We start from the raw sequence: 25,646 nt of genomic DNA on the forward strand, positions 1-25,646 counted from the left end.
GCCGGGGTCAGCGAGCCAGTGCCTGGGCGATGGGGGTGTCACCGTTGTTGAACTCGATGGTGCGGCCGATGGTGGCGTCGTCCGCCAGTGCGGCCGCCACGACGAGCGCGACGTCGGCGCGCGACACTGAGCCATTTTCGGCGCCTTGCGCCGGCCTGACCGCGATCCGCCCGGTCGCCGGCTCGAGGGTGAGCCGGCCCGGCCCCAGCACCGTCCAGTCCAGACCGCTGGCGCGCAGGTGGGCGTCCGCGGCCGCCTTGGCCTCCGCATAGGCGAAGAATGGATCATCTTGCGGCACACCATGATCGGGGCCGGCGCCGAAGTACGACACCATCACGAACCGCTTGACGCCCGCCTGCGCGGCGGCATCGATCACCCGGATCGCCGCGTCGCGGTCGACGGCACAGGTCCGCGCCGGGTTGCCGCCGCCGGCCCCGGCGGAGAAGACGACCGCGTCATGCCCGGCCAGCACGCCGGCCAGCGCGTCGGTGTCGAGCCGCTCGATGTCGGCCGCCAGCGGTTTGGCGCCGGTGGCGGCGACGTCGTCGGAGTGATCCGGATTGCGGAAGACCGAGCTCACCTCGTCGCCGCGTTCGGTCAGGATGCGGGCCAGCTGCAGGGCGACCTTGCCGTGGCCGCCGATCACGACGATGCGTGCCATGCCTCCGAAGGTACTTCACCGCGAGACTGCAACTACCGACGCAAACGCCGAGTAGTGCCGTTGGCAGTTGCAGTCTCGCGGCACATGGCTTAGAGCTTCACCTTGCCCATGATGATGTCGATGATGGGCTTGCCCGGCGCGTAGGCGCCGGTCATCGAGGCCATGGTGTGGCCCGAGTCCACGAGCAGGGTGATCCCGCTGACGCCGCAGGCAGCCTCGCTGTTGAGGAAGGCCATCACGTCGCCCATCTGCTCGGGTGTGTGCACCTTGGAGCCGGTCTCGTCGCGGTAGTCCTGGGCGAAGGACAGCCACAGATCGGCGTTGGCCTGGGCCAGCGGGGTGTCGGTCGGGCCGGGGCAGATCGCGTTGATGCGAATGCCCTTCTTCGCCAGCGGGTAGCCCTGGGTCGCCACGTAGGTATTGATCACCTTCTTGCTGGTGCCGTAGTGGTTGATCCCTTCGGCCTCGTGCGCCTGGCACCATGCCTCGGCCGCCGCGAAGTCCGGCGTGGCCAGTAATTCCAGCATCAGGTCCAGGTCGTTCTCCCAGCCCATGCCGGCGACCGAGGAGATGAAGCAGATGGCCGATCCGTTGGGCAGTTGGTCCTTCTCCAGCAGGCGGTCGATCAAGTGGCGGTGGCCGATGAAGTTGATCTTCATCAGGTCGATCGTTCCGTCGGCGACGCCGGCGGCCGAGAATACCGCGTGGATGGGGCCGCGGACCTGCTCGAGGGCGGAATCGATGGACGCGGGGTCGCGCAGGTCCACCTGGACGGACTGGGCGACCTTGTAGTCCACCGGCGCGTAGTCCATCACGATGACTTCGGCGCCGAGTTCGGCCGCTGACTTGGCCGCGGCGGCGCCCATGCCAGTCGCGCCGCCGACAACAAGAGCGCGCTTGCCGTCGTAGCGCAACCGATCGACAATGGTCATGGAAATCCCCTTCTCGGATAATGCCAACGCGGTTCTAACTGCTCAACTGTATGGGTAACAGTTATTTGGTTCAATACCGGGGCGGTTAATTGAGGTCTACTTGCCGCGGACCGCGACGCCGCGCAGCACCGTGTCCCGCGCGTGCACCAAACCCGCGCGCTTACCGACGTCCGCGAGGATGTTCTCGGGTATCCACTGCAGGCCGACCACGCAGCGCGACAACATCGCGGTGGAGGGCGCGTCGACGCCGATTTCCCCCGCCCGGATCCCCTCGGAAAGAAGCGTTTTCATTTGCCGCAGCCGGGTGGCGTACAGCCAGCCCGGGTTGGGGGTGTCCGGGGGCGATTGGCGCATCCAGGCGAGCTGGATCCTGAACTCGTCGGAAAACCGGTCGAGCGCATTGACGTTGACCCAGCTCAGCGCGTCCAGCTTTTCGATAGCGGTGGCATCCGAGCGCAGGACGTTGACCCAGCCCGCCTCCACCTTCCTGCCGAAGGATTCCATGATCGCTGCGAGCAGCTCGTCCTTGGATCCGATCACCCGATAGACCGTTCCGGTGCCAAGGCCGGCCGCAGACGCGATGTCCCTGATGGTGGTGACTTCATAACCTCTGCGGCCGAATTCCGTTCGTGCCACCGCGCGCACCAGTGCCGCCTTGTCGCTGGGGTCGGCGTCGCTGTCGTCGGACCAGGTGGCGATGACGTCGTCGGCGGCGGCGAAGGCCCTCGACCGGTCCAGCGCCGAGTCGGTCGGCGGCCGAGTTGCCAACCCGTGCAGAATGATTCGGCAGAGCAGCCCGGCAACCTGGTCGGTGGCGGATTTGTGGCGCATGACATCCAGGCCGACCTGCAGCATGGTTTGGCAGATGCGGTCGGCCAACGTGGGCAGATCGATGTCGGGCTTGATATAGCCGCTCCACCGGCCGGCGCGCAGCGTCTGCAGCATCGCCTCCTGAATCGCCACCGGCCGCTGCTGCGTCAGCTTGATCAGCTCCGGATCCGTGCTGGGCCCCTCGTAGAACGACATCTGCAAGGCGGCGCGATGTTCGACGGCGCAATTGGCGATCGCCGATCCCAGCTCGATGATCTGTTCGGCGACGGGACGGGGGTCTGGTTTGTCCAACCTGGCCTGGGCGGACCGACCGATACGCTCCAGATCGTCTTGATAGCGCCGGATCAGCTCGACGAGGATCGCCTCTTTGGACTCGAAATGGTGATACAAGCTGCCGGGAAGAATGCCTGCGGCATCGGCGATTTCTTGTAGCGACGTCCGCAATCCCGAGGACGCGATGAGCGACGCCGCGGTCGCCAGGATCTCGGCCCGGCGCGTCGGGGAATCGGTGGTGCCGCTGGCCCGCAATGACTCGGCTTTCGCCATGATCAGCGGTGTGCGAATCCGGACGACTGCGGCTTGGCGAACATACGCATTCGTCCTTTCGTGCCGAACCAAATCTTTGTTAGAGGCTATCAGACCGGGCCCGATGAACGCGCTGCACAAAGCGGTGAAACCCCATTCTAGAGCGCCGGGCCATCCCAGCGGTCACACGCGACCACCTCATCGATCGGCCGCCGTGGGGCGGGCCGGAAGGTGCGGCCCGCGCGGAGGCGGGCCACCGGCAGCAGGCAACCCTGAACGTAGGTTTGCGGGATTCCGAGCAGTTTTCGGATTTCTTCTTCGTGATGCAGGTGCAGGGTCGTGATGCAGGTCCCGTATCCCCGGGTGTGCAAGGCCAGCTGAAAATTCCACACCGGCGGGAAGATCGAACCGTACAGCGTGGCCAGGTGGAATGATTCGTCGCCGTCGATGCGCGGCAAGTAGGGCTCATAGCAAGGGATTACCAGTAACGGCACCTTCGCCATATTCTCGACCAACCACTCCGTCGATGACATCACCCGGCTCTCGGGTGTTCCCGCCGGGATGAGGTCGGCAAGCAGCTGCCCACCGACCCGCCGCAGATAGGCCTCGCGATACAGCTCGGCGATCTTGGCGCGCAGTGCCGGATCGGCGACCACCAGCCAGCGCCACGACTGGGCGTTCGACCCGTTCGCGGCCTGCAGGCCGATCCGCAGGCACTCGCGGATGTCAGCGACGTTGACGGGCGCGTCCAGGTCCAGCGACTTGCGTGCCGACGGGGTCGCGGTGAGCAAATACTCGATGTCCATCATTGACGGCCTCTCTTCGCAAGGCGCACACCGAGTTCGGTGAGGTAATGGTCGGGCCCGCCGAGAAACGCGCTCCAGCCCAGCAAGCGCTTGAGATAAAGGTGAGCGTCGTGCTCCCAGGTGTAGCCGATCCCGCCGAAGACCTGGATGGCGGTGTCGGCCACGGCGGCCAGACGCCCGGCGAACGCCTTCGCCCGCAGCGCGGCAAGATGCCGCTCGCCGCCAGATTGGCCGTCGGTGGCCGGGAATGCGTCGCCGGCCCACAGGGCGTGCAGCACCCCGCTGCGGGCCAGCTCGACGGCCTCATACATGTCCACGCACAGATGCTGCACCGCCTGGAACGAGCCGATCGGCTGACCGAATTGCCTTCGGGTTTTTGCGTATTCGACCGCGAGGTCCATGACGGCGCGCGCGGCGCCGAGCGCATCGGCGGCGGCCGCGATCAGCACGTCGTCGATCACCGCGGCCAGGTCTGCCTTGGAGACCGCGGCCAGTCGTTGTGCGGGCGCCGTGTCGAACGTGATCCGGAACTGCTTGCGGGTGGGGTCGATGCCGGGCTCGGGTGCGACCGAAACCCCGGGCGAGCCGGTCCGCACCGCGAAAAGCCCGGTGCCGTGCGCATCCTCGGCGACCGCGAGTAGGACGTCGGCGGCCGCGGCGTCGGGCACCGCGGCGACCTCGCCGCGCAGCACCATGCCGTCACCCTGCCGGCTCGCGACGACGGAAGCGCTGTCCAGATCCAGGAAGCAGACGGCGACGATCGTGGTGCCGTCGGCGATCCCGCGCAACAGTTCAGCTGCGGTGTCGTTGGCGCCCAACCGGTTCAGCGCCCGCGGGGCGGCCACCGCGGTCGACAACCACGGTCCCGGATGCAGCGCGGCGCCCAGCTCCTCGGCGACGATTCCGGCCTCGACCATCGTCATGCCGGAGCCGCCGCAGTCCTCGGGCACCAGCAGACCGGTCGTGCCCAGGCCGACGAGCCCGTGCCACACGGCTTGGTCGGTTCCGGTCGGGTCGTCGAGCAGTGGGCGAACGTGATCGGAGATCGATGCCTTTTCGGAGAGAAAACGCCGGGTGGTGTCGCGCAGCGCCGCCTGCTCGTCGGTGAGTTCGAGGTTCATTTCCGCGGCAGCCCCAGTACCCGTTGCGCGGTGATGTTCTTGTTGATCTGACTGGTGCCGCCCGCGATGGTCAGCGCGCGCGACGTCAGTCGGTAGTTCGCCCACGGCGCGCCTTGGCCGCGGGCGCCGAGCACGTCAAAGGCCAGGGCGGCGAGATCCTGCCCGATCTCACCCCACACCGTTTTCGCGAGGCTGGCCGACCCCAACGCTACGATTTCCGGCCCGCCATGCATCGTGGCCGAGATCGACCGCTGACACAGGACTTCGAGATACTTGATGCGGACCGCGATTTCGCCGAGACGCCGCAGCGTCACCGGGTCGTCCAGGGCGCCGGTGTCGGCCGTGGCGAGATCGTCCACCAGTTCTTCGAGCCGCACCTGCATCTCCGCGTACAACCTGGCGGCTCCGGCGCGCTCGTGGCTGAGCGTGGTGGTGGCCACCTGCCAGCCCGCATCGAGCGGCCCGAGTAACGCGTCTACCGGCACCCGCACGTCGCGAAAGAACACCTCGGCGAAATCGGCGTCGCCGTTGAGCGTGACCAGTGGACGCGCCTCGATACCGGGGAGTGTCATGTCGACGATCAGGCAGGAGATCCCCTTGTGCTTGGGGGCGTCGGGATCGGTGCGCACGTAGAGCTGGCACCAGTCGGCCCGATGCCCCAGCGACGTCCAGATCTTTTGGCCGTTGACCACGAAGTCGTCACCGTCACGCACGGCGCGGGTACGCAGCGCCGCGAGATCGGAGCCCGCTTCGGGTTCCGACATTCCCTGGCACCAGATGTCGTCGGCCCGCATCATGCGGGGGAGCAGGGTGAGCTTCTGGGACTCGGTGCCGTATTGCATCAGGGCCGGTGCGATGTTGTTCAACCCAATAACATTGAGCGGCACCGGGACTCGGGCACGGGTGGTCTCCTCGGTGTAAACGAGTTGCTCGAGCACGGTCGCGCCGCGGCCGCCGTATTCGCGCGGCCACGCCACGCAGGCCCACCCCGCGTCGGCCATCGTCGCATCCCACCCGCGCAGCATCTCGAACGCGGTGTCGTCGCGCCCGGTGGACCGGCGGGCGGCCACCAGCTCGCCGGTCAGGTTCCCGGACAACCAGTCGCGCAGTTCGATGCGGAACCGTTCCACTTCCGCCGGATATGAAAAGTCCACGTTGCCTTATCTTTTTGCGTCTCGCGTCCCCTTGCCGCCAAGCCGGACTCTACGTTCGAGTAGATACTTGGTCAATGACGCCCGCGGCCACGCGGGACGCCCCGAGCGGCCGATCGTAAGAGGCGTCCGTCGCATCGTGGCGGGGCGTGCGTGTCCCCGGGACCGTGGCGATGGCTTCCTCGGTGAGCAGCGATTGCGATTCGTTGATGAACTCCACCAGGCAGACGCGATCGACGATCGCCCAACGTCCGTCGCGCCGCTCCAACCGGTCGACATAGCGACCACCGGAGATCGTCATGTGGTTCGCCGGTTCGCGGTCGGTCCCGACGAACAGGTAATAGGTTTCGGCGTGGGCTTCGTCGCCGTCGATGTCCGCGGTGTAGTTCAGCAGATAGTGCTGGTATCGCGTCTGGCTACCGTGATAGGCGAGCGCCCAGTCGATGAAATCGTCTACCTCGCCGACGAATCCGACGTGGTCGTCGATGGCGCCGGCATGGTAGGCGGATCGCAGCAGCGCGCGATCCTGCCGGTCGATTCCACGCGCGTAGCGCTGCATGCAGTCGTGGATATCCGCGCGATCGGCCAGCCGCCGGACCTGGCCGGCCAATTCGTCGTCCACCATCAGCTCCCGTTGCGTTGGGGTTGCGGAAATTCGATCTCGGTGCCACCCGGCATCGGGCTGACACCGCGCCGCTCGCACACGTCCAGCACCTCGTCGACGATCGATGCCGGCACGAAAAACCTCTCCGCCGACATCTCCTCGAGATGTGCCTCGATGTCCTCCGCGGTGGGCCGATCCCGGGCGTCGGCGAGCCATCCCTCGGTGAGGCCGACGAACACCCGCGCATAGCGCCCGGCCGAGGCCGAATAGTTGCGGTGCGTGAACGTGCAGGCGCCGCTGGCGAGAAAGGTCACCAGCGGCACGACGAGTTCGGGCCTGATGGCCTGCATGAACCCGGATTCGGCGAGGAATTTCTCGTCGCCGACGGTCTCGGTGACCATGCGCGAGAAGCCGGTCGGCATAACGGAATTGGCGAGTATCCCGTGCGCTTCACCTTCGATCGCGATCACGTTGGTCAACCCGACCAGGCCGGCCTTGGCCGCGGCGTAGTGGGCCTCCATCGGCTGACCGAAGATCCCGGCGGACGACGAGATGAACACGAATCGGCCGCCCCCGTTGTCCTTCATCACGCGGTAGGCGGGCTGCGACAGATGAAAGCCGCCGTCGAGATGCACGCGCAGCATTCGCGTCCAGTCGTCGTGCGAGATGTCCTCGAAGGGCGCGCTGCCGAAAATGCCGGCATTGCTGATCACCGCGTCCAGGCGCCCGAAGGCGTGCACGGCGGCGTCGACGATCGCCCGGCCGCCGGCGGGACTGTCCACCGAGTCGTATGACGCGATCGCGGTGCCACCGGCCCTCCTGATCTCCTCGACCACCCGATCGGCCACGCCCGCGTCGGCAGCTTCGTCTGGAAGGCCGCGCATTCCGCCGCCGAGGTCGTTGACCACCACCGCGGCGCCGCGGCGGGCGAGGTCCAGCGCGTACAGCCGACCGAGTCCGCGACCGGCACCGGTGACCACCGCCACCTGGCCGGTGAACTCAATCATGAAGTACTCCCGACTAACTCGTGTCCTACCCGTCGTTGACGGCGGCCCCTATACAACGGACGCGCCGATGCGATTGACTGCGCTCACGCCGGACTTTACGGTGGAACAGATATTTGGTCAACGACGGGTTCGGAGGTCGGGCGTGGCAGACGACGCTCGTGGCGACCGGGTGCAGGGGCTCGGCATGCTCGCCTCGGCGCTGGCGGGTCGGCCGGTGGCGGTCGCCGAACTGCAACCGGGCGAACCCGCGTGGACGGACGGCCAGACGATTTACGTCGATGCCGGCGCGCGAGGCCGCGCCCGGTTCGAGTCGGTTGCGGTGCTGGCCTCGATGATCGCGGCCGGCAGCCTGGATCCCGACGTGGTGCGTCCCCTGGTGCGCCACCCGCGGCTGGCCAGACGCTATCTGGCCATCGAGGGGCACCGCGCGTTGGTGAGCAACGCCGACCTGCTGCCGGGCATCCTGGCGTCGGTCGGTGATCGCGACATCGCCGGTCGCAGTGACTCACCCGCGGCGTCGTTGCGCATCGCCTCCGGCCGGGAAGCGATCGACGATCCGGCACCGGAGTTCGGGGTGATCCGCGCGGCGAAGGTGCTGGCCGCGGCCGCCCGGGTGTGCGCACCACGGAATCAGGCCGAACCCCAGCATATTCCGCGAAACCCGGGCAACCAGAAGCCCACACAGGAACTGGAGGAGCTCGACGACGGCGAGGTCGACGACTCCGACGACCCGGACTTGTTCACCAGCCCGGTGGGGGGCGGCGGGTTCATCGGAAAGTGGTTGAAAAAGCTGCTTTCCTCGGCACGGAAGACCGGGAGCGGCGGCGGCCCGCCCGGCGCGGACAGCCCGACCCACCGCACCAACTCCGCCAAGCGCGGTGCCTACGCCGTCGCCTCGCTGGCGTCGACCTCCGGTGGCGACGACGGGGACGACAGGGACCACGGCGGGCAGGCCGCCGCGGACGGCGTGCGGTATCCGGAATGGGATGTGGCACGCAAGAGCTACCGGCCCGCATGGTGCACCGTGCGCGAGGTCGAGCCGACGATCCGGCGGTCGGCCACCCAGGCGATCGACGACGCCATCGGTGTGCGCCGGCCACTGTCGCGACTCGGCATGGGTCTGCACCGTCGTCACCGACAGGCGCAGGGCGACGACATCGACATCGACGCGGCCGTCGAAGCCCGAGTCGAAGTGCGGGCCGGGTCGGTGCCCGACGAGGCGGTGTACCTCGACAGCCTGCGGCGCCGGCGCGACCTGTCGGTGCTGCTCCTTCTCGATGTGTCGGGGTCGGCGGGCGAGCCCGGGACGCTCGGGCGGACGGTGCACGAACAACAGCGCGCGGCGGTCTCCAATCTCACCGTGGCGCTGCACGACCTGGGCGACCGGGTCGCGCTCTACGCCTACTACTCGCAGGGCCGGCGCGCGGTGAGCATGGTGCCCGTGAAGCGCTTCGACGATCACCTGAACGCCCAGGTCATCCGGCGCCTCAACAGCCTGGAACCCGGCGCGTATTCACGCCTCGGTGCGGCCATCCGCCATGGCTCGGCGACCTTGGAGGCGCGGGGCGGTACATCGCGGCGGCTGTTGGTGGTGCTCTCCGACGGGCTTGCCTACGACCACGGGTACGAACGGGCTTACGGCGCCGCGGACGCGCGCCGCGCGCTGACCGAGGCACGCCGCCGGGGGACGGGCTGTGTGTGCCTGACGATCGGCGCGGGAACCGACGTGCAATCGCTGCGCAGAGTGTTCGGCAGCACCGCGCACGCGACGATCGCGCGCCCCGATCAGCTGGCCGGTGTGATCGGACCGCTGTTTCGGTCCGCGCTGCGTTCCGCGGAGGTTCGCCGCAGTGTGTCCCGGAAGGCAAGTCCCAGAACACAGTTGGCGCACACGACTGTCGACCCCACTCGTCGGGGTACTTGAAACAAACATCTGTTCCGGCTAGGCTCCAATCGCCGGGCGATCTGAAGGGAAGCTATGGCCAACGAGTCCGGGCTCGCATACGTCAAGGGCCTTCCGTCCGATACGGACGGAAGGGGCGCGGTACGGCCCTACTACCAAGCGGTCGGCAACGAAGAGGCCGTTTTCAAGGCGGCGTACCGCCAGGGCCTGTCGCTGGTCCTGAAGGGCCCGACGGGTTGCGGCAAGACCCGATTCGTCGAGGCGATGGCCCATGACCTGGGCCGGCCGCTGATCACCGTCGCCTGTCATGACGATCTCACCACCGCGGACCTGGTCGGGCGGTATCTGCTGCGCGGCGACGAGACGGTGTGGGTGGACGGCCCGCTGACCCGGGCGGTGCGCGAGGGAGCGATCTGCTACCTCGACGAAGTGGTCGAAGCCCGGCAGGACACCACCGTGGTGCTGCATCCGCTGGGCGACCACCGGCGACAGCTGCCCATCGAGCGACTTGGCGTCACGCTGGACGCCGCCCCCGGATTCGGGCTGGTCGTGTCGTATAACCCCGGATATCAAAGTGTGCTCAAGGACCTCAAGGATTCGACACGCCAGCGCATGGTCGCGATCGAATTCGGTTTCCCCGCAGCCGATATCGAAGAGGGGATCGTCGCGCACGAAGCGGGTGTCGACGGTGCCACCGCGGCCGAGCTGGTCCGTTTCGGTCAGGCCATTCGCCGGCTGGAGACGGGCGGGCTGCGCGAGGTCGCGTCGACGCGCGTGCTGATCGCGGCGGGCAGGCTGGTCGCCGAGGGCCTGAGCATGCGAGAGGCGGCCCGGGCCGCGATCGCGGGGCCGCTCACCGACGACGTGGCGGTGGGCAAGGCCCTCGGCGAGATGATCGAGATTTATCTGTGCGGGCCTGACGGACCCGATGATTGACGCTGCATACCGCCCCCGCTAGGGTCTGAACAAATATTAGGTTTTATGATCGGTGCGCGCGGGTGTGTCACCGGGGAGGTCAGATGTCCTACGAGAGCAGCGCAGAGCCGATCAAGGTCGGCTATCTGATGGACTTCAAGCTGCCACCGGGGTTTCCCGAGGATCTGTTCGCCTCCTTCACCCAGACTTTCGACCTCATCTTCGAGGAGGCGGTCACCCAGGGCCTGATGGACCGCCAGGTGCAGATGATCTACCGCGAGGTGGAGGGCCTGCCCAAGGGTTCGGTCAAGGCGGTGATCGATGCGTATGGCGAACTGGTCGACGAGGGCTGCCTGGTGGTCTTCGGTCCGAACATCACCGATAACTGCGTGCCGTTGCGGGAAGCGATCGAGGAACGGTTCAAGGTGCCCGCGATCAGCGTGACCGGCACCGACGACTGGCTCGGCGAGTGGACCTTCTCCTTCCCGCAGGGGTCCATGACCGATGAACCCATCTTCCTGGCCGACCTCATCGCCAAACGCGGACTCACCGGGATCGGCGTCCTGGTCGAGCAGAGCCTCATTGGTGAGAGCTACCTGAAGAACCTGCGAAGTGCCTGTCGGCGCAAGGGTATTCGGATCGTGGCGGAAGTTTCAATCGCCCAGACGGCTCAGGACATCAACGCTGCGGTGCGCACACTCCATGAGGCGAACTCCGAGGCGATCGTGCACCTGGGATTCGGATTCGGAATCGTCTTCGTCAACCCGGCGCTCGAGAGCATCGGCTGGGACCCACCCCGCTTCACCACCACCGCGTGGCAGAACGCATGGGTGAACCCGATCATGTGGAACGCGTTCATGGGCTGGACCGGTGTCGACCAGTACGACGAGGCGAATCGGATCGGCCAGGACTTCCTCGACACCTACGCGAAGAAATACAACGGCAGCCGCCCCGAGTTCTGCGTGACCGTGGTGAACCGCGACGTCGCCGCCACGCTCGTGCGTGCGTTCACCGACGCACACCCGCTCAGCCCGCGCGGGGTCAAAGAGGCGCTGGAGCGGGTGAAGATGCTGCCCGCGGCCAGCGGCGCGCCGGGTACGCGGGTGTCGTTCGGCAAGTGGACGCGACGGGCATGGATGGGCGCCGGCTATCTGGTGGCCCGCACGCTCGACGCCGACGGTGTCAACTCGCACCTGGTTGACCGCTTCGGCGAGGAAGGCTGACCGCGATGTCCACCGAACAGTCCACACCGCCTGCCGCGCAGCAGGAACCGGCCTCCCCGCAGCGAATCGGTAAGCGCGGCTGGGGCGGTTGGGTCGCCGGCGCCGCGCTGGCCGCGTTCGTGCTGGTGTTCGTCGCGAACTGCCGGGTGGCCCTCGACCCGCGCGTCGCCAACCCCAACGTGCAGGGCCGGCCCCGCCCGGTGAAGTTCATCTTCGGGTTGGACTACATCGCCTTCCTGCAGATCTCCACCGTCATCATGCTGATCGTGCTGCTGGTGGTGTTCATCAGGGGCTGGCGCCGCAATCCGGGCAGTCCGGTGATGCTGATGTTCCTGTGCACCACGCTGATCGTGTGGCAGGACCCGATCATGAACTGGGCCCCGTTCGCGGTGTACAACCCCGACCTCATCCACTGGCCGGAGTCGTGGCCGCTGGTGTCGCTGTCGCCGACCGTCGAGCCCTTCGTCGTATTCGGCTATGTGACTTTCTATTTCGGACCCTACTTCCCGGCGATCTGGATCCTGCGCAAGCTCCAGGCGAAGTACGGACCTCAGGCCTTTTTCTCGCGGCACCCGCTGGTCAGCCTGGGCGTGCTGACCTGTGTGATCGGCTTCATCTTCGACGCGTGGCTGGAGATCCAGCTCGTCCACACCGGTATGTACATCTACTCGCAGGTGATCCCCTGGGGTTCGCTCTTCACCGGCACGACATTCCAGTTCCCGCTGATCTGGGAGTCGTTCTCGGTGACCTTCGTGATGGTGCCCGCGGCGATCCTGTGCTACCGCGACGACACCGGGAAATCGGTGGCCGAGAAGCTGTCCGCGAAAGCCAGGCTCTTCCCGACGCGTCCGGTGCTCGGCACGTTCCTGGTGATGTTCGCCATCATCAACGTGTCCTATTTCGCCTACGGTGCGTGGTTCGCCGTCATCAAGGCCACCAAGGCGGCCACCGCCGTCGCCTGCCCGTGGCCCTATCCGGAGGCCAAAGTGTATGACCCGCAGGGCTTTTACGAGAAGGCGGGCGCACGAGGTCCATTCTCGGTCGGCATCTGGTCGACCTGGATGAGCGGGCAACCCAATGGCCGGCCTGATGTGCAACCGCCACCGCCCGGCGAAGGTGCCTGTGCGACTACCGCGCCGAGCAAGAATGGCTGAGCCGCGCACGGTCGTCATCACCGGTGCGTCCCGCGGACTGGGATTCGCCTCGGCGATGCGTCTGTATCGGGAAGGGTGGCGAGTGGTCGCGGCCATGCGGACACCCGACACGGGGATTCCGCTGCTCCGGCAGGCCATTGGGGACCAGGGGCTGCCGGAGCCCGACGACGAACGGTTGATCGGCGTGCAGCTCGACCTGACGGACACCGCGTCGATCGCCACGGCGGCCAAGGCAATCGAGGAAGCCGTGGGCGCACCGTACGCGCTGGTGCACAACGCGGGCATCTCCGCCGCCGGAATGGTGGAGGAGACCGATATGGAGTTGTGGCAGCGAATGCTCGCCACCAGCGTCCTGGGCCCCGTCACGCTCACCCAGGCTCTGCTGCCGTCGATGCGGGCGGCCGGTCAGGGGCGGATCGTCCTGGTGTCCAGCGCGGCCGGGGTGCGGGGCCAGCCCGCCACCGCGCCGTACTCGGCGGCCAAGGGGGCGCTGGAGCGGTGGGGGGAATCGATGGCCTGCGAGATCGCGCCGTTCGGTCTCGGGGTCACCGTCGTGGTGGCCGGCATGTATGACACCGAGATCATCACCGACGCCGGCACCACCGATGACCGAAACTTCAACGGCCCCTACGCCCGCCTGCACAACACCATGAACAGCCGCGGGCGCTTCGCGATGAAAATGGCACGGCCACCCGAGCGGTTCACCGACGGCCTGCTGAAGGCGCTGGACGACCGGGTGCCCTTCCGCCGCCGCGGCATCGGCCCGGATGCGTCGATGCTGTTGGTGGCCAACAGGATCCTGCCGGCGTCGGGCATGCACCACATCTCGCGGGTCGTGCTGGGCATACCCAGACAAGGTTCGATGCGCGGGGGGGCCTGGCCACTGACAGTGGGCCAGCGGGCGATGGTGGTCGCCGCGCGTGTTCTTCCGCAGCCGGTATTGCAGCGCTTGGCCGCAGTGGCGGGGCGGTTTTCGTCGCCGAAGAACGCGGCGCAACAAGGGGATTAGAGGACAATCATGGAACAACTTTTCGACGACTTGGAAGACTTCGGCGCCTTCGACGACGCGGTCTCGGGCGACGTGCGCGACCCGTACACCGAATTGGCCCGGCTACGCCGCGAGGAACCCATCCAGCGCCTCGACATCTCGGGGATGCCGCATGAGGAATCCAAACCCGTCTTCATCGTCTACCGCCACGAGGAAGCCCAGCAGATGCTGCGCGACAACGAGACGTTCTCCTCGGCGGCCGTCATCGCCGCGTTCGGCCCCGTGCTGGGGGAGCGCGTCATGCTCGGCATGGACGAGCCGGTGCACGGCCGGCTGCGCTCGCTGGTGTCAAAGGCCTTCTCGCAGAAGGCGTTGGCGCGATGGGAAGACGAACTGGTCGGACGCGTGGGCAACAGCCTGATCGACAAGTTCGCGGCCAACGGGAAGGCCGATCTGGTCAAGGAATTCACCTTCGACTATCCCAGCCAGATCATCGCCGGACTGCTGGGCCTGCCGCAGGAGGACTACCCGCAGTTTCAGCGCTGGTCCATCTCGCTGCTGAGCTGGATCCTGAATCCCGAACGCGGTCTTGCCGCCTCGGCCGCGCTGTGCGATTACTTCGCGCCGATCCTCGCATCCCGCCGCGCCGAGCCCAGGGACGATCTGATCAGCGGGCTGGCGCAAGCGGAGATCGACGGCGAGAAGCTCGAGGACGAGGAGATCTACTCGTTCCTGCGTCTGCTGCTGCCCGCCGGGGTGGAGACGACCTACCGGGCGTTGGGCAACCTGCTGTTGGCACTGCTGTCCGACCCCGCGCAACTCGACGCCATCCGCGCCGACCGCTCGCTGCTGCCGCAGGCCATCGAGGAGGGCGTGCGGTGGGAACCGCCCCTGTTGACCATCACCCGGGTCGCCACCCGCGACACCGAACTCGGCGGGGTGCCGATCCCGGAGGGCTCGACCGTGATGCCGATGCTGGGCGCCGCCAACCGGCAGGAAGACCGCTACCCCGATCCGGACACGTTCGACATCTTCCGCACACCCAAGGCCAACCTGGCCTGGGGGTATGGCGTGCACGTCTGCCTCGGCATGCACCTGGCGCGCCTCGAGATGCGCACCGCCATCAACCTTTTGCTCGACCGGCTGCCGAACCTTCGGCTGGACCCCGACGGGGACGACCCCCATATCCGCGGCCAGGTCTTCCGGTCGCCGACGTCGGTGCCGGTGCTGTTCGACCCCCGATAACCGGCCCCGCGACCGGTTGCACCTTGCCAATCGGCTAGTTTCCGGTAAGGCTCTCCGTAGCCCCGCAACGACCCAGAAGAGAGTGACAGATATGACTGAGGCTGTAAAGGTCCGCTTCGAGCCGAAGATGATGATCGACGGCAAGCTCGTCGACGGGCAGGCCGGCACCTTCACGAACATCAACCCGGCGACCGAGGAGTCGCTCGGCGAGGTCGCCGACGCCTCGAAGGCGGACATGCACCGGGCCATCGACGCCGCCCGGCGCGCCTTCGACGAGACGGACTGGTCGACCAACAAGGAGTTGCGCAAGCGCTGCCTGTTGCAGCTGCACGAGGCGATCGAGTCCGAGATCGACGAGCTGCGCGAGGAGCTCATCCTCGAGGCCGGCTCGCCCCGGGCCATCACGTTCGGCCCGCAGCTGGACGCCCCGCTGGAGGACGGGCTGAAGTACCCCGCCCGGTTGATCGACGAATACGCGTGGGAGACCGACCTGGGCGACAAGGTGATCAGCCTGACCGGCACGCTGACCACCCGCAAGGTGTGGCGGGAACCGGTGGGCGTGGTCGGGGCGATCGTGCCGTGGAACTTCCCGTTCGAGGTCACCATCAACAAGCTCGGCCAGGCGCTGGGCACGGGTAACACGGTGGTGCTGAAGCCCGCGCCGAACACGCCGTTCAACGCGACCCGGCTCGGCCGGCTGATCGCGGAGAAGACCGACATCCCGGCCGGTGTGGTCAACGTCGTCACCGCGTCCGATCACTTCGTGGGCGAGGAACTCACGCTGTCACCGAAGGTCGACCTGATCTCGTTCACCGGCTCGACGGTGGTCGGCAAGCGGATCATGGAGAAGGGCGCCGCGACGATGAAACGGCTCTTCCTGGAACTCGGCGGCAAGTCGGCGACCATCGTGCTGGAGGACGCCGACTTCGGGACGGCCTGCATGGTCGGCATCGCGCCGTGCATGCATGCCGGGCAGGGGTGCGCCAACCCGACCCGGCTGCTGCTGCCGCGGTCCCGCTACGACGAGGGTGTCCAGATCCTGAAGAACATCTACGAGAACGTCACGTGCGGTGACCCGCAGGACCCCGGAACGCTGTGCGGGCCGGTGATCTCGCAGCGACAGTTCGACCGCGTGACGGACTACATCAAGAAGGGTGTGGAAGAGGGCGCCACCGCGCTGGTCGGCGGCCCCGGCGCGGAAACCGGTTTCGACAAGGGATACTTCATCCGGCCAACGCTTTTCACCGACGTCGACAACAAGATGACCATCGCCCAGGAGGAGATCTTCGGTCCGGTGCTCTCCGTCATCCCCTTCGACGACGAGGAGGACGCGATCCGGATCGCCAACGACAGCGTGTACGGGTTGGCCGGCAACGTGTTTGCGGGTTCGCTCGAGCGCGCGCTGTCGGTGACCCGCCGGATCAAGGCCGGCTTCATGGGCGTCAACGGTGGTGCCCCGTACGGGGCCGACACGCCGTTCGGCGGCTACAAGGAAAGCGGCGTGGGACGCCAGAACGGCGTGGCCGGTTTCGACCAGTACACCGAGATCAAGTCGGTCGCATACCCCGCCGGCTGAGATGGGCGCGCCTTGGGCGCGCCACCCAAAGCGGCTGTGTCAGCGACCATTACGTGGCTCTCGAAATCCGCTGGCACATGCGATAGCGCATGCGACGCGGCATTTGGTCACCTCGGCTCGATACTCATGCGGCCGTCGTGACCGCCGGGAGGCGACCGCGTCGGCCTCCGGCTGGTGGGCGAGAAGCACCCCGGGCTTCGCCCTCCCAACCCCTTGGTTGACAATCGAGGCAAGGCTCAACTCTTTTTCGAAGTCCACGTGTCAAAGGAGACAAGACCATGGCTGAAGCCGTCATCGTCGAGGCAGTGCGTTCACCGATCGGGAAGCGCAACGGCGGATTGTCCGGGGTACACCCGGCGGATCTCTCCGCGCAGGTGCTCAACGGACTGGTCAACAGGGTCGGCGTCGACCCGGGCATCGTCGACGACGTCATCTGGGGCTGCGTCATGCAGGCCGGGGAACAGGCCCTCGACATCGGCCGCACCGCGCTGCTGACCGCCGGCTGGCCGGAGACCGTCCCGGGCGTGACCGTCGACCGCCAGTGCGGGTCGAGCCAGCAGTCCATCCACTTCGCTGCCGCCGGGGTGATCGCCGGACACTACGACGTCGTCGTCGCCGGCGGTGTCGAGTCGATGTCGCGGACGCCGATGGGAGCGTCGCTGGCCAACGGTGGCCGGCCGTTCTCCAAGGCCTTCCTGGACCGCTACGACGGCCAGATCCCCAACCAGGGCATCGGCGCGGAGATGATCGCCCAGCAGTGGGGGTTCGACCGCACCGCGCTCGACGAGTTCTCGTTGGCTTCGCACGAAAAGGCCGCGGCCGCACAGGATTCCGGTGCTTTTGACGACCAGATCGTCGGCATCAAGGACCAGGACGGCAATGCGGTGCTCAAGGACGAGGGCATCCGCCGCGGTACGCCGATGGAGAAGATGGCCTCGCTGAAGCCGGCGTTCAAGGAGGACGGCGTGATCCACGCCGGCAACTCGTCGCAGATCTCCGATGGTTCGGCGGCGCTCCTGTTCATGTCGGCCGAGAAGGCCAAGGAGCTCGGGCTCACGCCGATCGCCAGGGTGCACACCGCGTCGGTGGCCGCGGCCGACCCGGTGATCATGCTGACCGCGCCCATCCCGGCGACGCAGAAGGTGCTCAAGAAATCCGGGCTGTCCATCGACGACATCGGTGCCTACGAGGTCAACGAGGCGTTCGCGCCGGTTCCGCTGGCCTGGCTCAAGGAGATCGGCGCCGACGAGAAGAAGCTCAACCCCAACGGTGGCGCGATCGCGCTGGGCCACCCGCTCGGGGGATCCGGCGCCCGGATCATGACCACCCTGCTGTATCACATGCGGGACAAGGGAATTCGCTACGGCCTGCAGACCATGTGCGAGGGCGGCGGCCAGGCCAACGCCACCATCGTGGAACTGTTGTGACCGAGGCTGATGCCCTTGAGAGGGGGGCCCTGGCCGAGCGCCGGGGCAACGTGATGGTGATAACCATCAACCGCCCGGAGGCCCGCAACGCGGTCAACGCCGCGGTCAGCATCGGCGTCGGGGATGCGCTGGAAGCGGCGCAACACGATCCCGAGGTGCGGGCGGTGGTGCTCACCGGCGCAGGCGACAAGTCGTTCTGCGCCGGTGCCGACCTCAAGGCGATCGCGCGCCGGGAAAACCTGTATCACCCCGACCATCCCGAGTGGGGCTTCGCCGGATACGTCCATCACTTCATCGACAAGCCCACGATCGCGGCGGTGAACGGAACCGCCCTGGGCGGCGGCACCGAGCTGGCGCTGGCCAGTGACCTGGTGGTGGCCGACGAGCGGGCTCAGTTCGGGCTCCCCGAGGTCAAGCGGGGGCTGATCGCCGCCGCCGGTGGCGTCTTCCGCATCGCGCAGCAGCTGCCCCGCAAGGTGGCGATGCGGCTACTGCTGACCGGCGAGCCGCTCACCGCGGCCGCCGCCTGCGAATGGGGGCTGATCAACGAGGTCGCCCCGCAGGGCTCGGTGCTGGACGCCGCGCTGGCGCTGGCCGCGCGGGTCACCGTCAACGCGCCCCTGTCGGTGCAGGCCAGCAAGCGGGTCGCCTACGGCGTCGACGACGGGGTCGTGGTCGGCGACGAGCCGGGCTGGGAACGCACCGTACGCGAGATGCGGGTCCTGCTCCGCTCCGAGGACGCCAAGGAAGGGCCTTTGGCGTTCGCCGAGAAGCGGGAGCCGGTCTGGAAGGCGCGCTAGCGCCGCGCGTTCTCATCGGCGTCAGCGCGCCAGGATGTTCACCCCGCGGCCGAACACCGCCGGAAACAGCGTGCACGCCGGCACGACGGCGCGTCGCACCACCGGCCTCGTGCTCGCCAGCACCAGCGCGCGGGTGAGCAGCCGGTAGTCGCGGGTGATCCGGTGCCACGCCTTCTCGTATGACGACGGCGTCTCGTCGACGATGGCGTCCACCACCGCGGCGGCTTGCTTGAGGGCAAGGCTGATGCCCTCGCCGGTCAGAGCATCCTCGTAACCGGCGGCGTCGCCGACCAGCAGGACACGCCCCGCGACGCGCCGGGAAACCACCTGCCGCAAGGGGCCGCAGCCGCGGGGTTGTCCGGGGCGGGTGCCGTGCAGCTGGTGGGCCAGTCGCGGGAACCAGGCCAGGTCGGGTCGTCCGCGAGACAGGATCGCGACGCTCACCAGATCGGGCTCGACCGGCGTCACGTATGCCTCGCCCCAGCGTGACCAGTGCACCTCGACGAAATCGGTCCACGCCGGCACCCGGAAGTGCCAACGCACGCCGTAGCGCCGCGGCGTTCCCGCCGCCGCCGCGATGCCGACGGCCCGCCGGACCTGTGAATGCAGCCCGTCGGCGGCCACCAACCATTTCGCGCGCACCCCGGCGGCCGAGACGCCGTGCGCGTCCTGCGCGACGCTGGTCACCCGCGTGCGGATCCAGTCGGTGTCTTGCTCTTTGGCTCGCGCGGCCAGCGCCGCATGCAACGTCGTGCGACGCACGCCGCGACCCGGCCCGCACCGAAACCGCGCCTGGGCGCGCCGTTGTTCGCTCACGTAGGCGATCCCGTGGAAAGGCATGCCGGCCGGGTCGACACCGAGTGCGATCAGTTCGGCCAGGCCGCCGGGCATCAGCCCCTCGCCGCACGCCTTGTCGATGGGGCTCTCGCGCGGCTCGGCCACGATCACCGAAAGTCCTTGCCGGCGAGCGTGTAACGCCGTCGCAAGCCCGCCCGGACCGCCGCCGACGATCAGCAAGTCCGCGTCGTAGGACATGAGCGCCGCTCCTCCTCATCGCTTCGTCGCCCTCGCCGCTTCGCGGCTGGGGGTGCCCCCACTGCATCGTCGCCAGCGCGGTCGCTCACGTGTAGCCCAACGCGGAGTTCTCCACCCGCAGCCGCACCCTGAGCAAGGCCGCGTTGGCGAGCGTGAAAACGGCCGCGGTCAGCCACGCCGTGTGCACCAACGGCAACGCCAACCCCTCAGCCACCACTGCAACATAGTTCGGGTGGTGTAACCAGCGGTAGGGACCCTGTCGCACCAGCGGGGCCCGCGGCAGCACGATCACCCGGGTATTCCAGCGCCGGCCTAACGTCGTGATGCACCACCAGCGCAACCCCTGGCTGGCCGCCACCACCGCCAGCATCGGCCAGCCCAGCCATCCAATGAAAGGCCGGTGCAGCACCCACGGTTCGACGAGGCAGCCGGCCAGCAGCGCGGTATGAATGACCACCATCACCGGATAGTGCGATCGACCAAACTCCTTGGCGCCCTGGGTAAACGACCATCGCGCGTTTCGGGTGGACACCACCAGCTCAACGACGCGCTCGAGCCCGACGGCCAGCACCAGCAGGTAATACATGGCTACAGTCTTTACCAGCCCTACCAGGCCAGCAGCACCAGCTCGGAGCAGAACGCCGGGCCCATCGCGATCATCAAGCCGATCGAACCCGGCGACGGCGGATCGGCCATATTGGCCGCAAGCACGTCGAGCACCGAGACCGACGACAGGTTTCCGTTCTCGCGCAACGAGTTTCGCGTGTGATCGAGCGCGTCCGCGGGCAGGTCCAAGACGTCCTCGACGGCCTCGATCACCCGAGGGCCGCCCGGGTGGCAGACCCAGGTGCTCACGTCGCACGGACTCAGACCGTGGTCGGCGAGGAATTCGCGGACATCGTCGCCCAAATATTTCTCGGCGATGATGGCGACGTCGGCCGACAGCACGATCCGGAATCCGTCGCCACCGATCTTCCAGCCCATGACTTCTTCGGTGTCGGGATAGATCCGGCTACGGGTGGCCAGCACCCGGGGGCCGGTGTGTTCCCGGCCGGCCCGCTGGGCGCCTTCGGTGATCACCGCGGCCGCGCCGTCGCCAAAAAGGCTGGTGGCGACCAGGTTGGCGACGGAAGTGTCTTGGCGCTGGATGGTCAGCGAGCACAGTTCGACCGCGAGCAGTGCCGCGGTGTGGTCGGGGAAGGCGCGCAGGTAGTCGTGCATGCGCGCCACTCCGGCCGCACCCGCCACACAGCCCAGCCCGAACAGCGGGACGCGTTTGACGTCCGGCCGCAGCCCGACCCGCTTCGCCAAGCGCGCCTCCAGGGTCGGAACGGCGAGCCCTGTGACCGTCGTCGAAAACACGATGTCGAGCTCCGACGGCTTGACCCTGGCCTCGTCGAGGGCCGCCACCAGCGCCTGCTCGCCCAGGTCGAGCGCGACGTCGAGATAGGCGGCGTTGGCCTCGGTGAATCCGCTCAGCTCGCGGTAGCGGGGCAGCCGCAATGCGATATTGCGGGACTCGACGCCGCTGCTGAGCGCGAAACGGCGAAAATCGGGACCGGCGATGTCGGTCAGCGCGCCGATGGCTTCGTGCTGCGTATAGCGGTTGGGCGGGAACTTCACCGCCACGCCGGCAATGGACGGATTTGTCACCGCGATGTTCCCGTTGATCTTCTCCATGCACCGGTGACGGTGTCGTCGCCGCATCGGTTCAAATGCGTGTTTGCGTCGCGCTCGTACGCCACGGCGAAAATCGGGCCTCAAACGCGGCGGCGTTACGTACGCGTCGCGGGCCATCGGCCGGACCGTCGGGTTAGGGTCGGGGGTATGCGGGTTCTGGTCACCGGTGCCACCGGCTATGTGGGATCACGACTGGTCACGGCGCTGCTGGAAAACCGGCATCAGGTCGTGGCCGCAACTCGAAATCCACCGCTTCTCAAGCGTTTCGGGTGGTTCGACGACATCACGCCGGTCACCCTCGACGCGTCTGACCCGGAGTCGCTGCGCTCCGCCTTCGCCGGCTCAGACCCCATTGACGTGGTGTATTACCTGGTGCACGCCATCGGTCAGCCCGGTTTCCGCGACGCCGACAATGCCGCGGCCGCGAACCTCGCGGCCGCGGCCCGGGACGCCGGGGTGCGGCGCATCGTCTACCTGGGCGGCTTCGTGCCCGCCGGCGAGGCGCTATCCGAGCACTTGACCAGCCGGGCCGAGGTGGCCGAGGCGCTCACCGTCCCCGACGGCCCGGAGCTGGTGTGGCTGGGCGCGGCGATGATCATCGGCGCCGGCTCGACGTCGTTCGAGATGATGCGTTACGTGGGAGATCGCTTCCCGCTCATCCCGATACCGAGCTGGATGGACAACCCGATCGACCCGATCTCCATCCGCGACGTCCTGCACTATCTCGTCGCCGCGGCCGATCGGGACCTGGTGCCCGCGGGCGCGTACGACATCTCCGGCCCCGACACCACTTCCTACCGGCGGCTGCTCAAGACGTATGCCCATATCTCCGGTCGATGGCACGCCGGCCTGTCGGTGGGCAGGGTCGGCACCGGGCTGGCCTCGCTGATCACCGGCGTCGCGCTGCCGGTACCGCCGGGCCTGGCCGGCGATCTGGTCGAGTCGCTGGACCATCCGATGGTGGCATCGATCAGCGACCTGCGCGACCGGGTGCCCGATCCGCCCGGGGGATTGCTCGACATCGATAACGCCATCGCCCTGGCCCTGGGCGACCGGTCGAATCAGCGGCCCCGCCCGGTCAACGCCCTGGCCGATCCGCACCACCTCGCGAACACCGATGCCGCCTGGGCCGGGGGAGACGCGCGGCGCCTAAGACAACTCGCGCAGCGCGTCACACCCTCCATCGTGCGGCCGACCCTGGGACTGGTGAACAGGGTCCCCGGTCCGGTTGCCGGAGCGCTTCGCACCGGCCTCGACATCCTGATCGCCCTGACCCCGAAGGTGCGTCCCGCATGAGCCAGTCAACAACCCCCTACCACACCAGCGTCTTCGCCGAGTTGCGTCGCGCGGTCACCAATGTTGCTGTGCCACAGAATGAACCGCCGTCCGTCGTGCGGCGCCGGCGGATCATCGTCGCGATCACGCTGGTGGTCGGCGCCGCGGTGCTGGGGTATTCGCTGCGGCGCCATCCGGGGGAGGCCAGCTTCTACTGGCTGACCCTGGCGCTTGCGGCCGTGTGGACCGCCGGCGCGCTGGTCTCCGGTCCGCTGCACCTGGGTGGGCTCTGCTGGCGAGGCCGTAACCAACGGCCGGTCATCACGGGGGTGACCGTCGGCCTGCTGGTCGGTGGCGCGTTCATCGTGGGCGGGCTGATCGCCCGGCAGATCCCGGCCGTCTCCGACTTGATCACCCGGGTGCTGCTGTTCGCCCACCAAGGGTCGTTTCTGCTCGTCGTGTTGATCACCGTGATCAACGGCGCCGCCGAAGAGCTGTTCTTTCGCGGCGCGCTCTACACCGCGCTGGGCAGGTACCACCCGGTACTGATCTCGACCCTGCTGTACACCCTCGCCACCATGGCCAGCGGCAACCCCATGCTGGGTTTCGCCGCGCTCATCCTAGGGACGGTGTGCGCGCTGGAGCGCCGGGCCAGCGGCGGCGTGCTGGCGCCGGTGCTGACCCACGTCGGCTGGGGTCTGATCATGGTGCTGGTGCTGCCGCCGATGTTCGGCGTCTGAGTCAGCGCAACGACATTCAGCGATCGGTGAAGTCCGGGGTGCGGCGTTGCTGGAAGGCCGTTGCGCCCTCGACGAAGTCGTTGGACTTCAGCAGCACCGACTGTCCGTCGAATTCACGCTGCAGGGCCGGATCCAATTCGGTGAGCGTGGCCGCGTTGATCGCCAGCTTGGTCTTGCCGAAGGCCACGGCCGGGCCACCCAACAACCGTGCGATCACCTTGTCCACCTCGGCCTCGAAGTCGTCGGCCGGATAGACCGCGGTGACCAGCCCCCAGGACAGCGCCTCGGCGGCCGGCAACCGGTCGGGAAGCAGCGCCATCCGCATGGCGCGGATACGGCCGATCGCGGCCGCGATCAACGCCGACGCGCCGCCGTCGGGCATCAACCCGATCTTGGTGAAAGCGAGCATGAAAAACGCGCTCTCCGAGGCCAATACGACGTCGCAGGCCAGGGCGATGGAAACGCCGACCCCGGCCGCCGGACCCTGAACGACCGCGACCACCGGGTGGGGCAGCGCGGCGATCGCGCGCACCAGCCGGTTGATCTCGAGGATGATCTCGTCCGGTGGGACCCCGCCGCCGTCGGACACGTCGTCGGCGCTGATCCCCGCGCCGGAGCTGAAGCCGCGTCCGGCGCCGCCGAGCCGCACCACCTTGATCTCGGGGTCGGTGGCCGCGTATTCCATCGCGTCGGCGATCCCGGTGATCACCGGAATGGTCAGCGAGTTCAGGCTGTCGGGCCGGTTGATGGTCACCGAGAACACGCCGCCGGACAGCGTGACGTCGAGGCCTGCGACTGGTGTAAGGGTGGCGATCGCGGATGAAGGCATGGGCTCACCATAAGTGACCGGGGTGCGCGGGCCACGGGCACGGCTGCGAAGATGTCGAACGACCGGTTGTTTGAGCACCAACGGTCAAAGGCGTCGGAGCGGACGAAAGGTCGGTAGATCATGGCTGGACCGTTGAAGGGACTGCGCGTTGTCGAGTTGGCCGGCATCGGGCCGGGCCCCCACGCCGCGATGATCCTGGGGGATCTGGGTGCAGACGTGGTGCGCGTCGATCGCCCGTCGTCTTCTGCCGCCGGCGGCGGCGGAGGCGCAGCCAAGGACGCCATGATGCGCAACCGGCGGGTGGTGACCGCCGATCTGAAGTCCGACGAAGGGCGCGAACTCGTCCTGAAGTTGATCGCCAAAGCCGACGTGCTGATCGAGGGCTACCGTCCGGGCGTCACCGAGCGGCTCGGTCTGGGCCCCGACGATTGCGCCAAGGTCAACGACCGGCTTGTCTACGCCCGGATGACCGGCTGGGGTCAAACCGGCCCGCGCAGCCAGCAGGCGGGCCACGACATCAACTACATCTCGCTCAACGGCATCCTGCACTCCATCGGCCGGGTGAACGAGCGGCCGGTCCCGCCGCTGAACCTTGTCGGTGACTTCGGCGGCGGTTCGATGTTCCTGCTGCTGGGCATCCTGTCCGCGCTGTGGGAGCGGCAAACCTCCGGCAAGGGGCAGGTCGTCGACGCCGCGATGGTGGACGGCTCGAGCATGCTGGTCCAGATGATGTGGCAGATGCGCTCCTCGGGCATGTGGACCGACGCGCGCGGCACCAACCTGCTCGACGGCGGCGCGCCCTACTACGACACCTACGAATGCGCCGACGGACGCTACGTCGCGGTTGGCGCCATCGAGCCGCAGTTCTACGCCGCCATGCTGACCGGGCTGGGCCTGGAGGGCGCGGACTTGCCCGGGCAGAACGACGTCGGCCGCTGGCCGGAACTGCGGGCCGCGCTGACCGAGAAGTTCGCCGGCCAGGACCGCGAACACTGGGCCAAGGTGTTCGCCGACTCCGACGCGTGCGTGACGCCGGTGCTGGCCTTCGGCGAGGTGCAGACCGAGCCGCACATCACCGAGCGGAACACCTTCTACGAAGTCGACGGCGGTCTGCAGCCGCGCCCGGCGCCGCGCTTCTCCCGCACCGCGCCGGAGACACCGCGCCCCGCGGCGCCGGTGACCGACGCCGAAGCGGTACTCAACGACTGGGTATAGTCC

The 25,646-nt window shown here is 67.8% G+C and carries 24 protein-coding genes; 12 read left to right on the top strand and 12 right to left on the bottom strand.

The features are described from left to right. Positions 1 to 7 precede the first annotated feature (7 nt). The 8 genes from EPN51_RS07035 to EPN51_RS07070 all read right to left on the bottom strand — a co-directional run bounded on the left by EPN51_RS07035 (position 8) and on the right by EPN51_RS07070 (position 7,638). A complete protein-coding gene (locus EPN51_RS07035; protein WP_293039152.1) occupies positions 8 to 661 on the bottom strand; it encodes an SDR family oxidoreductase in 654 nt (217 codons plus the stop codon). Positions 662 to 750: 89 nt separating this feature from the next. Continuing rightward, the gene (locus EPN51_RS07040; protein ID WP_293039154.1) at positions 751 to 1,593 is read right to left on the bottom strand and encodes an SDR family oxidoreductase; all 843 of its coding nucleotides are present in this window, start codon (positions 1,591 to 1,593) and stop codon (positions 751 to 753) included. Positions 1,594 to 1,689: 96 nt separating this feature from the next. Further along, a complete protein-coding gene (locus tag EPN51_RS07045) occupies positions 1,690 to 2,970 on the bottom strand; it encodes a TetR/AcrR family transcriptional regulator (protein ID WP_293039156.1) in 1,281 nt (426 codons plus the stop codon). 137 nt (positions 2,971 to 3,107) lie between these two features. Continuing rightward, positions 3,108 to 3,755 carry a nitroreductase family protein gene (locus tag EPN51_RS07050; RefSeq protein WP_293039751.1) on the bottom strand — a complete coding sequence of 216 codons (648 nt, stop codon included), beginning with the start codon at positions 3,753 to 3,755 and terminating at the stop codon, positions 3,108 to 3,110. Continuing rightward, complete coding sequence (locus EPN51_RS07055; RefSeq protein WP_293039159.1) at positions 3,755 to 4,876, bottom strand: acyl-CoA dehydrogenase family protein; 1,122 nt, start codon at positions 4,874 to 4,876, stop codon at positions 3,755 to 3,757. The genes EPN51_RS07050 and EPN51_RS07055 overlap by 1 nt, the downstream gene beginning before the upstream one ends. Next, positions 4,873 to 6,030: an acyl-CoA dehydrogenase family protein gene (locus EPN51_RS07060; RefSeq protein WP_293039162.1), complete on the bottom strand. Its 1,158-nt coding sequence runs from the start codon at positions 6,028 to 6,030 to the stop codon at positions 4,873 to 4,875. The genes EPN51_RS07055 and EPN51_RS07060 overlap by 4 nt, the downstream gene beginning before the upstream one ends. 49 nt (positions 6,031 to 6,079) lie before the next feature. Further along, positions 6,080 to 6,652: a nuclear transport factor 2 family protein gene (locus tag EPN51_RS07065; RefSeq protein ID WP_293039165.1), complete on the bottom strand. Its 573-nt coding sequence runs from the start codon at positions 6,650 to 6,652 to the stop codon at positions 6,080 to 6,082. Continuing rightward, the gene (locus tag EPN51_RS07070; RefSeq protein WP_293039168.1) at positions 6,652 to 7,638 is read right to left on the bottom strand and encodes an SDR family NAD(P)-dependent oxidoreductase; all 987 of its coding nucleotides are present in this window, start codon (positions 7,636 to 7,638) and stop codon (positions 6,652 to 6,654) included. Before EPN51_RS07070 ends, EPN51_RS07065 begins: the two co-directional genes overlap by 1 nt. Positions 7,639 to 7,780: 142 nt before the next feature. On the opposite strand from EPN51_RS07070, the gene EPN51_RS07075 reads away from it, so the two are divergent. From EPN51_RS07075 to EPN51_RS07115, 9 genes are all read left to right on the top strand, one after another. Next, the gene (locus EPN51_RS07075) at positions 7,781 to 9,562 is read left to right on the top strand and encodes a VWA domain-containing protein (protein ID WP_293039171.1); all 1,782 of its coding nucleotides are present in this window, start codon (positions 7,781 to 7,783) and stop codon (positions 9,560 to 9,562) included. A 54-nt stretch (positions 9,563 to 9,616) separates the two neighbouring features. After that, on the top strand, positions 9,617 to 10,477 hold the full coding sequence (locus EPN51_RS07080; RefSeq protein ID WP_293039174.1) for a CbbQ/NirQ/NorQ/GpvN family protein: 861 nt from the start codon (positions 9,617 to 9,619) through the stop codon (positions 10,475 to 10,477). 83 nt (positions 10,478 to 10,560) lie between these two features. Further along, positions 10,561 to 11,679, top strand: a complete 1,119-nt coding sequence (locus tag EPN51_RS07085; RefSeq protein WP_293039177.1) for an ABC transporter substrate-binding protein — start codon at positions 10,561 to 10,563, stop codon at positions 11,677 to 11,679. Between the two features lie 5 nt (positions 11,680 to 11,684). Then, entirely contained in the window at positions 11,685 to 12,833 is a 1,149-nt protein-coding gene (locus EPN51_RS07090) for a spirocyclase AveC family protein (RefSeq protein WP_293039180.1), read from the top strand. Then, on the top strand, positions 12,826 to 13,842 hold the full coding sequence (locus EPN51_RS07095) for an SDR family oxidoreductase (protein WP_293039183.1): 1,017 nt from the start codon (positions 12,826 to 12,828) through the stop codon (positions 13,840 to 13,842). Before EPN51_RS07090 ends, EPN51_RS07095 begins: the two co-directional genes overlap by 8 nt. A 9-nt stretch (positions 13,843 to 13,851) precedes the next feature. Beyond that, on the top strand, positions 13,852 to 15,066 hold the full coding sequence (locus EPN51_RS07100) for a cytochrome P450 (RefSeq protein ID WP_293039186.1): 1,215 nt from the start codon (positions 13,852 to 13,854) through the stop codon (positions 15,064 to 15,066). Positions 15,067 to 15,157: 91 nt separating this feature from the next. Next, positions 15,158 to 16,642 (top strand): aldehyde dehydrogenase family protein, encoded by a 1,485-nt coding sequence (locus EPN51_RS07105; RefSeq protein ID WP_293039189.1) that lies wholly within the window; start codon positions 15,158 to 15,160, stop codon positions 16,640 to 16,642. A gap of 278 nt (positions 16,643 to 16,920) precedes the next feature. Continuing rightward, a complete protein-coding gene (locus EPN51_RS07110) occupies positions 16,921 to 18,069 on the top strand; it encodes a thiolase family protein (protein ID WP_293039193.1) in 1,149 nt (382 codons plus the stop codon). After that, positions 18,066 to 18,869, top strand: coding sequence for a crotonase/enoyl-CoA hydratase family protein (locus EPN51_RS07115; RefSeq protein ID WP_293039196.1), 804 nt, complete (start codon positions 18,066 to 18,068; stop codon positions 18,867 to 18,869). Before EPN51_RS07110 ends, EPN51_RS07115 begins: the two co-directional genes overlap by 4 nt. A 21-nt stretch (positions 18,870 to 18,890) precedes the next feature. On the opposite strand, the gene EPN51_RS07120 is transcribed toward EPN51_RS07115, so the two are convergent. From EPN51_RS07120 to EPN51_RS07130, 3 genes are all read right to left on the bottom strand, one after another. Next, the gene (locus EPN51_RS07120) at positions 18,891 to 19,904 is read right to left on the bottom strand and encodes an NAD(P)/FAD-dependent oxidoreductase (RefSeq protein WP_293039199.1); all 1,014 of its coding nucleotides are present in this window, start codon (positions 19,902 to 19,904) and stop codon (positions 18,891 to 18,893) included. Between the two features lie 85 nt (positions 19,905 to 19,989). Next, on the bottom strand, positions 19,990 to 20,490 hold the full coding sequence (locus tag EPN51_RS07125) for an isoprenylcysteine carboxyl methyltransferase family protein (RefSeq protein WP_293039202.1): 501 nt from the start codon (positions 20,488 to 20,490) through the stop codon (positions 19,990 to 19,992). A gap of 20 nt (positions 20,491 to 20,510) precedes the next feature. Next, positions 20,511 to 21,584 (bottom strand): type III polyketide synthase, encoded by a 1,074-nt coding sequence (locus EPN51_RS07130; protein WP_293039205.1) that lies wholly within the window; start codon positions 21,582 to 21,584, stop codon positions 20,511 to 20,513. A 147-nt stretch (positions 21,585 to 21,731) separates the two neighbouring features. Between EPN51_RS07130 and EPN51_RS07135 the strand changes: the two genes are divergently transcribed. Together EPN51_RS07135 and EPN51_RS07140 are read left to right on the top strand one after the other, a co-directional pair. After that, positions 21,732 to 22,880, top strand: a complete 1,149-nt coding sequence (locus EPN51_RS07135) for an NAD(P)H-binding protein (protein WP_293039208.1) — start codon at positions 21,732 to 21,734, stop codon at positions 22,878 to 22,880. Then, on the top strand, positions 22,877 to 23,599 hold the full coding sequence (locus tag EPN51_RS07140; RefSeq protein ID WP_293039211.1) for a type II CAAX endopeptidase family protein: 723 nt from the start codon (positions 22,877 to 22,879) through the stop codon (positions 23,597 to 23,599). The genes EPN51_RS07135 and EPN51_RS07140 overlap by 4 nt, the downstream gene beginning before the upstream one ends. A gap of 16 nt (positions 23,600 to 23,615) precedes the next feature. Here EPN51_RS07140 and EPN51_RS07145 read toward each other — a convergent pair whose 3' ends face one another. Further along, complete coding sequence (locus EPN51_RS07145) at positions 23,616 to 24,428, bottom strand: enoyl-CoA hydratase (RefSeq protein ID WP_293039214.1); 813 nt, start codon at positions 24,426 to 24,428, stop codon at positions 23,616 to 23,618. A gap of 120 nt (positions 24,429 to 24,548) precedes the next feature. Here EPN51_RS07145 and EPN51_RS07150 point away from each other — a divergent pair, with 120 nt between their 5' ends. After that, positions 24,549 to 25,643: a CaiB/BaiF CoA-transferase family protein gene (locus tag EPN51_RS07150; RefSeq protein ID WP_293039217.1), complete on the top strand. Its 1,095-nt coding sequence runs from the start codon at positions 24,549 to 24,551 to the stop codon at positions 25,641 to 25,643. The last annotated feature ends 3 nt before the right edge of the window (positions 25,644 to 25,646 follow it).

Source organism: Mycobacterium sp. (assembly GCF_004298145.1).
GTDB lineage: Bacteria > Actinomycetota > Actinomycetes > Mycobacteriales > Mycobacteriaceae > Mycobacterium.

What these genes read in the sequence shown, in the direction of transcription:
- EPN51_RS07035 (WP_293039152.1), bottom strand. Translation starts at nt 661, where the DNA reads ATGGCACGCATCGTCGTGATCGGCGGCCACGGCAAGGTCGCCCTGCAG.
- EPN51_RS07040 (WP_293039154.1), bottom strand. Translation starts at nt 1,593, where the DNA reads ATGACCATTGTCGATCGGTTGCGCTACGACGGCAAGCGCGCTCTTGTT.
- EPN51_RS07045 (WP_293039156.1), bottom strand. Translation starts at nt 2,970, where the DNA reads ATGGCGAAAGCCGAGTCATTGCGGGCCAGCGGCACCACCGATTCCCCG.
- EPN51_RS07050 (WP_293039751.1), bottom strand. Translation starts at nt 3,755, where the DNA reads ATGGACATCGAGTATTTGCTCACCGCGACCCCGTCGGCACGCAAGTCG.
- EPN51_RS07055 (WP_293039159.1), bottom strand. Translation starts at nt 4,876, where the DNA reads ATGAACCTCGAACTCACCGACGAGCAGGCGGCGCTGCGCGACACCACC.
- EPN51_RS07065 (WP_293039165.1), bottom strand. Translation starts at nt 6,652, where the DNA reads ATGGTGGACGACGAATTGGCCGGCCAGGTCCGGCGGCTGGCCGATCGC.
- EPN51_RS07070 (WP_293039168.1), bottom strand. Translation starts at nt 7,638, where the DNA reads ATGATTGAGTTCACCGGCCAGGTGGCGGTGGTCACCGGTGCCGGTCGC.
- EPN51_RS07080 (WP_293039174.1), top strand. Translation starts at nt 9,617, where the DNA reads ATGGCCAACGAGTCCGGGCTCGCATACGTCAAGGGCCTTCCGTCCGAT.
- EPN51_RS07085 (WP_293039177.1), top strand. Translation starts at nt 10,561, where the DNA reads ATGTCCTACGAGAGCAGCGCAGAGCCGATCAAGGTCGGCTATCTGATG.
- EPN51_RS07090 (WP_293039180.1), top strand. Translation starts at nt 11,685, where the DNA reads ATGTCCACCGAACAGTCCACACCGCCTGCCGCGCAGCAGGAACCGGCC.
- EPN51_RS07095 (WP_293039183.1), top strand. Translation starts at nt 12,826, where the DNA reads ATGGCTGAGCCGCGCACGGTCGTCATCACCGGTGCGTCCCGCGGACTG.
- EPN51_RS07100 (WP_293039186.1), top strand. Translation starts at nt 13,852, where the DNA reads ATGGAACAACTTTTCGACGACTTGGAAGACTTCGGCGCCTTCGACGAC.
- EPN51_RS07105 (WP_293039189.1), top strand. Translation starts at nt 15,158, where the DNA reads ATGACTGAGGCTGTAAAGGTCCGCTTCGAGCCGAAGATGATGATCGAC.
- EPN51_RS07110 (WP_293039193.1), top strand. Translation starts at nt 16,921, where the DNA reads ATGGCTGAAGCCGTCATCGTCGAGGCAGTGCGTTCACCGATCGGGAAG.
- EPN51_RS07120 (WP_293039199.1), bottom strand. Translation starts at nt 19,904, where the DNA reads ATGTCCTACGACGCGGACTTGCTGATCGTCGGCGGCGGTCCGGGCGGG.
- EPN51_RS07125 (WP_293039202.1), bottom strand. Translation starts at nt 20,490, where the DNA reads ATGTATTACCTGCTGGTGCTGGCCGTCGGGCTCGAGCGCGTCGTTGAG.
- EPN51_RS07130 (WP_293039205.1), bottom strand. Translation starts at nt 21,584, where the DNA reads ATGGAGAAGATCAACGGGAACATCGCGGTGACAAATCCGTCCATTGCC.
- EPN51_RS07135 (WP_293039208.1), top strand. Translation starts at nt 21,732, where the DNA reads ATGCGGGTTCTGGTCACCGGTGCCACCGGCTATGTGGGATCACGACTG.
- EPN51_RS07140 (WP_293039211.1), top strand. Translation starts at nt 22,877, where the DNA reads ATGAGCCAGTCAACAACCCCCTACCACACCAGCGTCTTCGCCGAGTTG.
- EPN51_RS07145 (WP_293039214.1), bottom strand. Translation starts at nt 24,428, where the DNA reads ATGCCTTCATCCGCGATCGCCACCCTTACACCAGTCGCAGGCCTCGAC.
- EPN51_RS07150 (WP_293039217.1), top strand. Translation starts at nt 24,549, where the DNA reads ATGGCTGGACCGTTGAAGGGACTGCGCGTTGTCGAGTTGGCCGGCATC.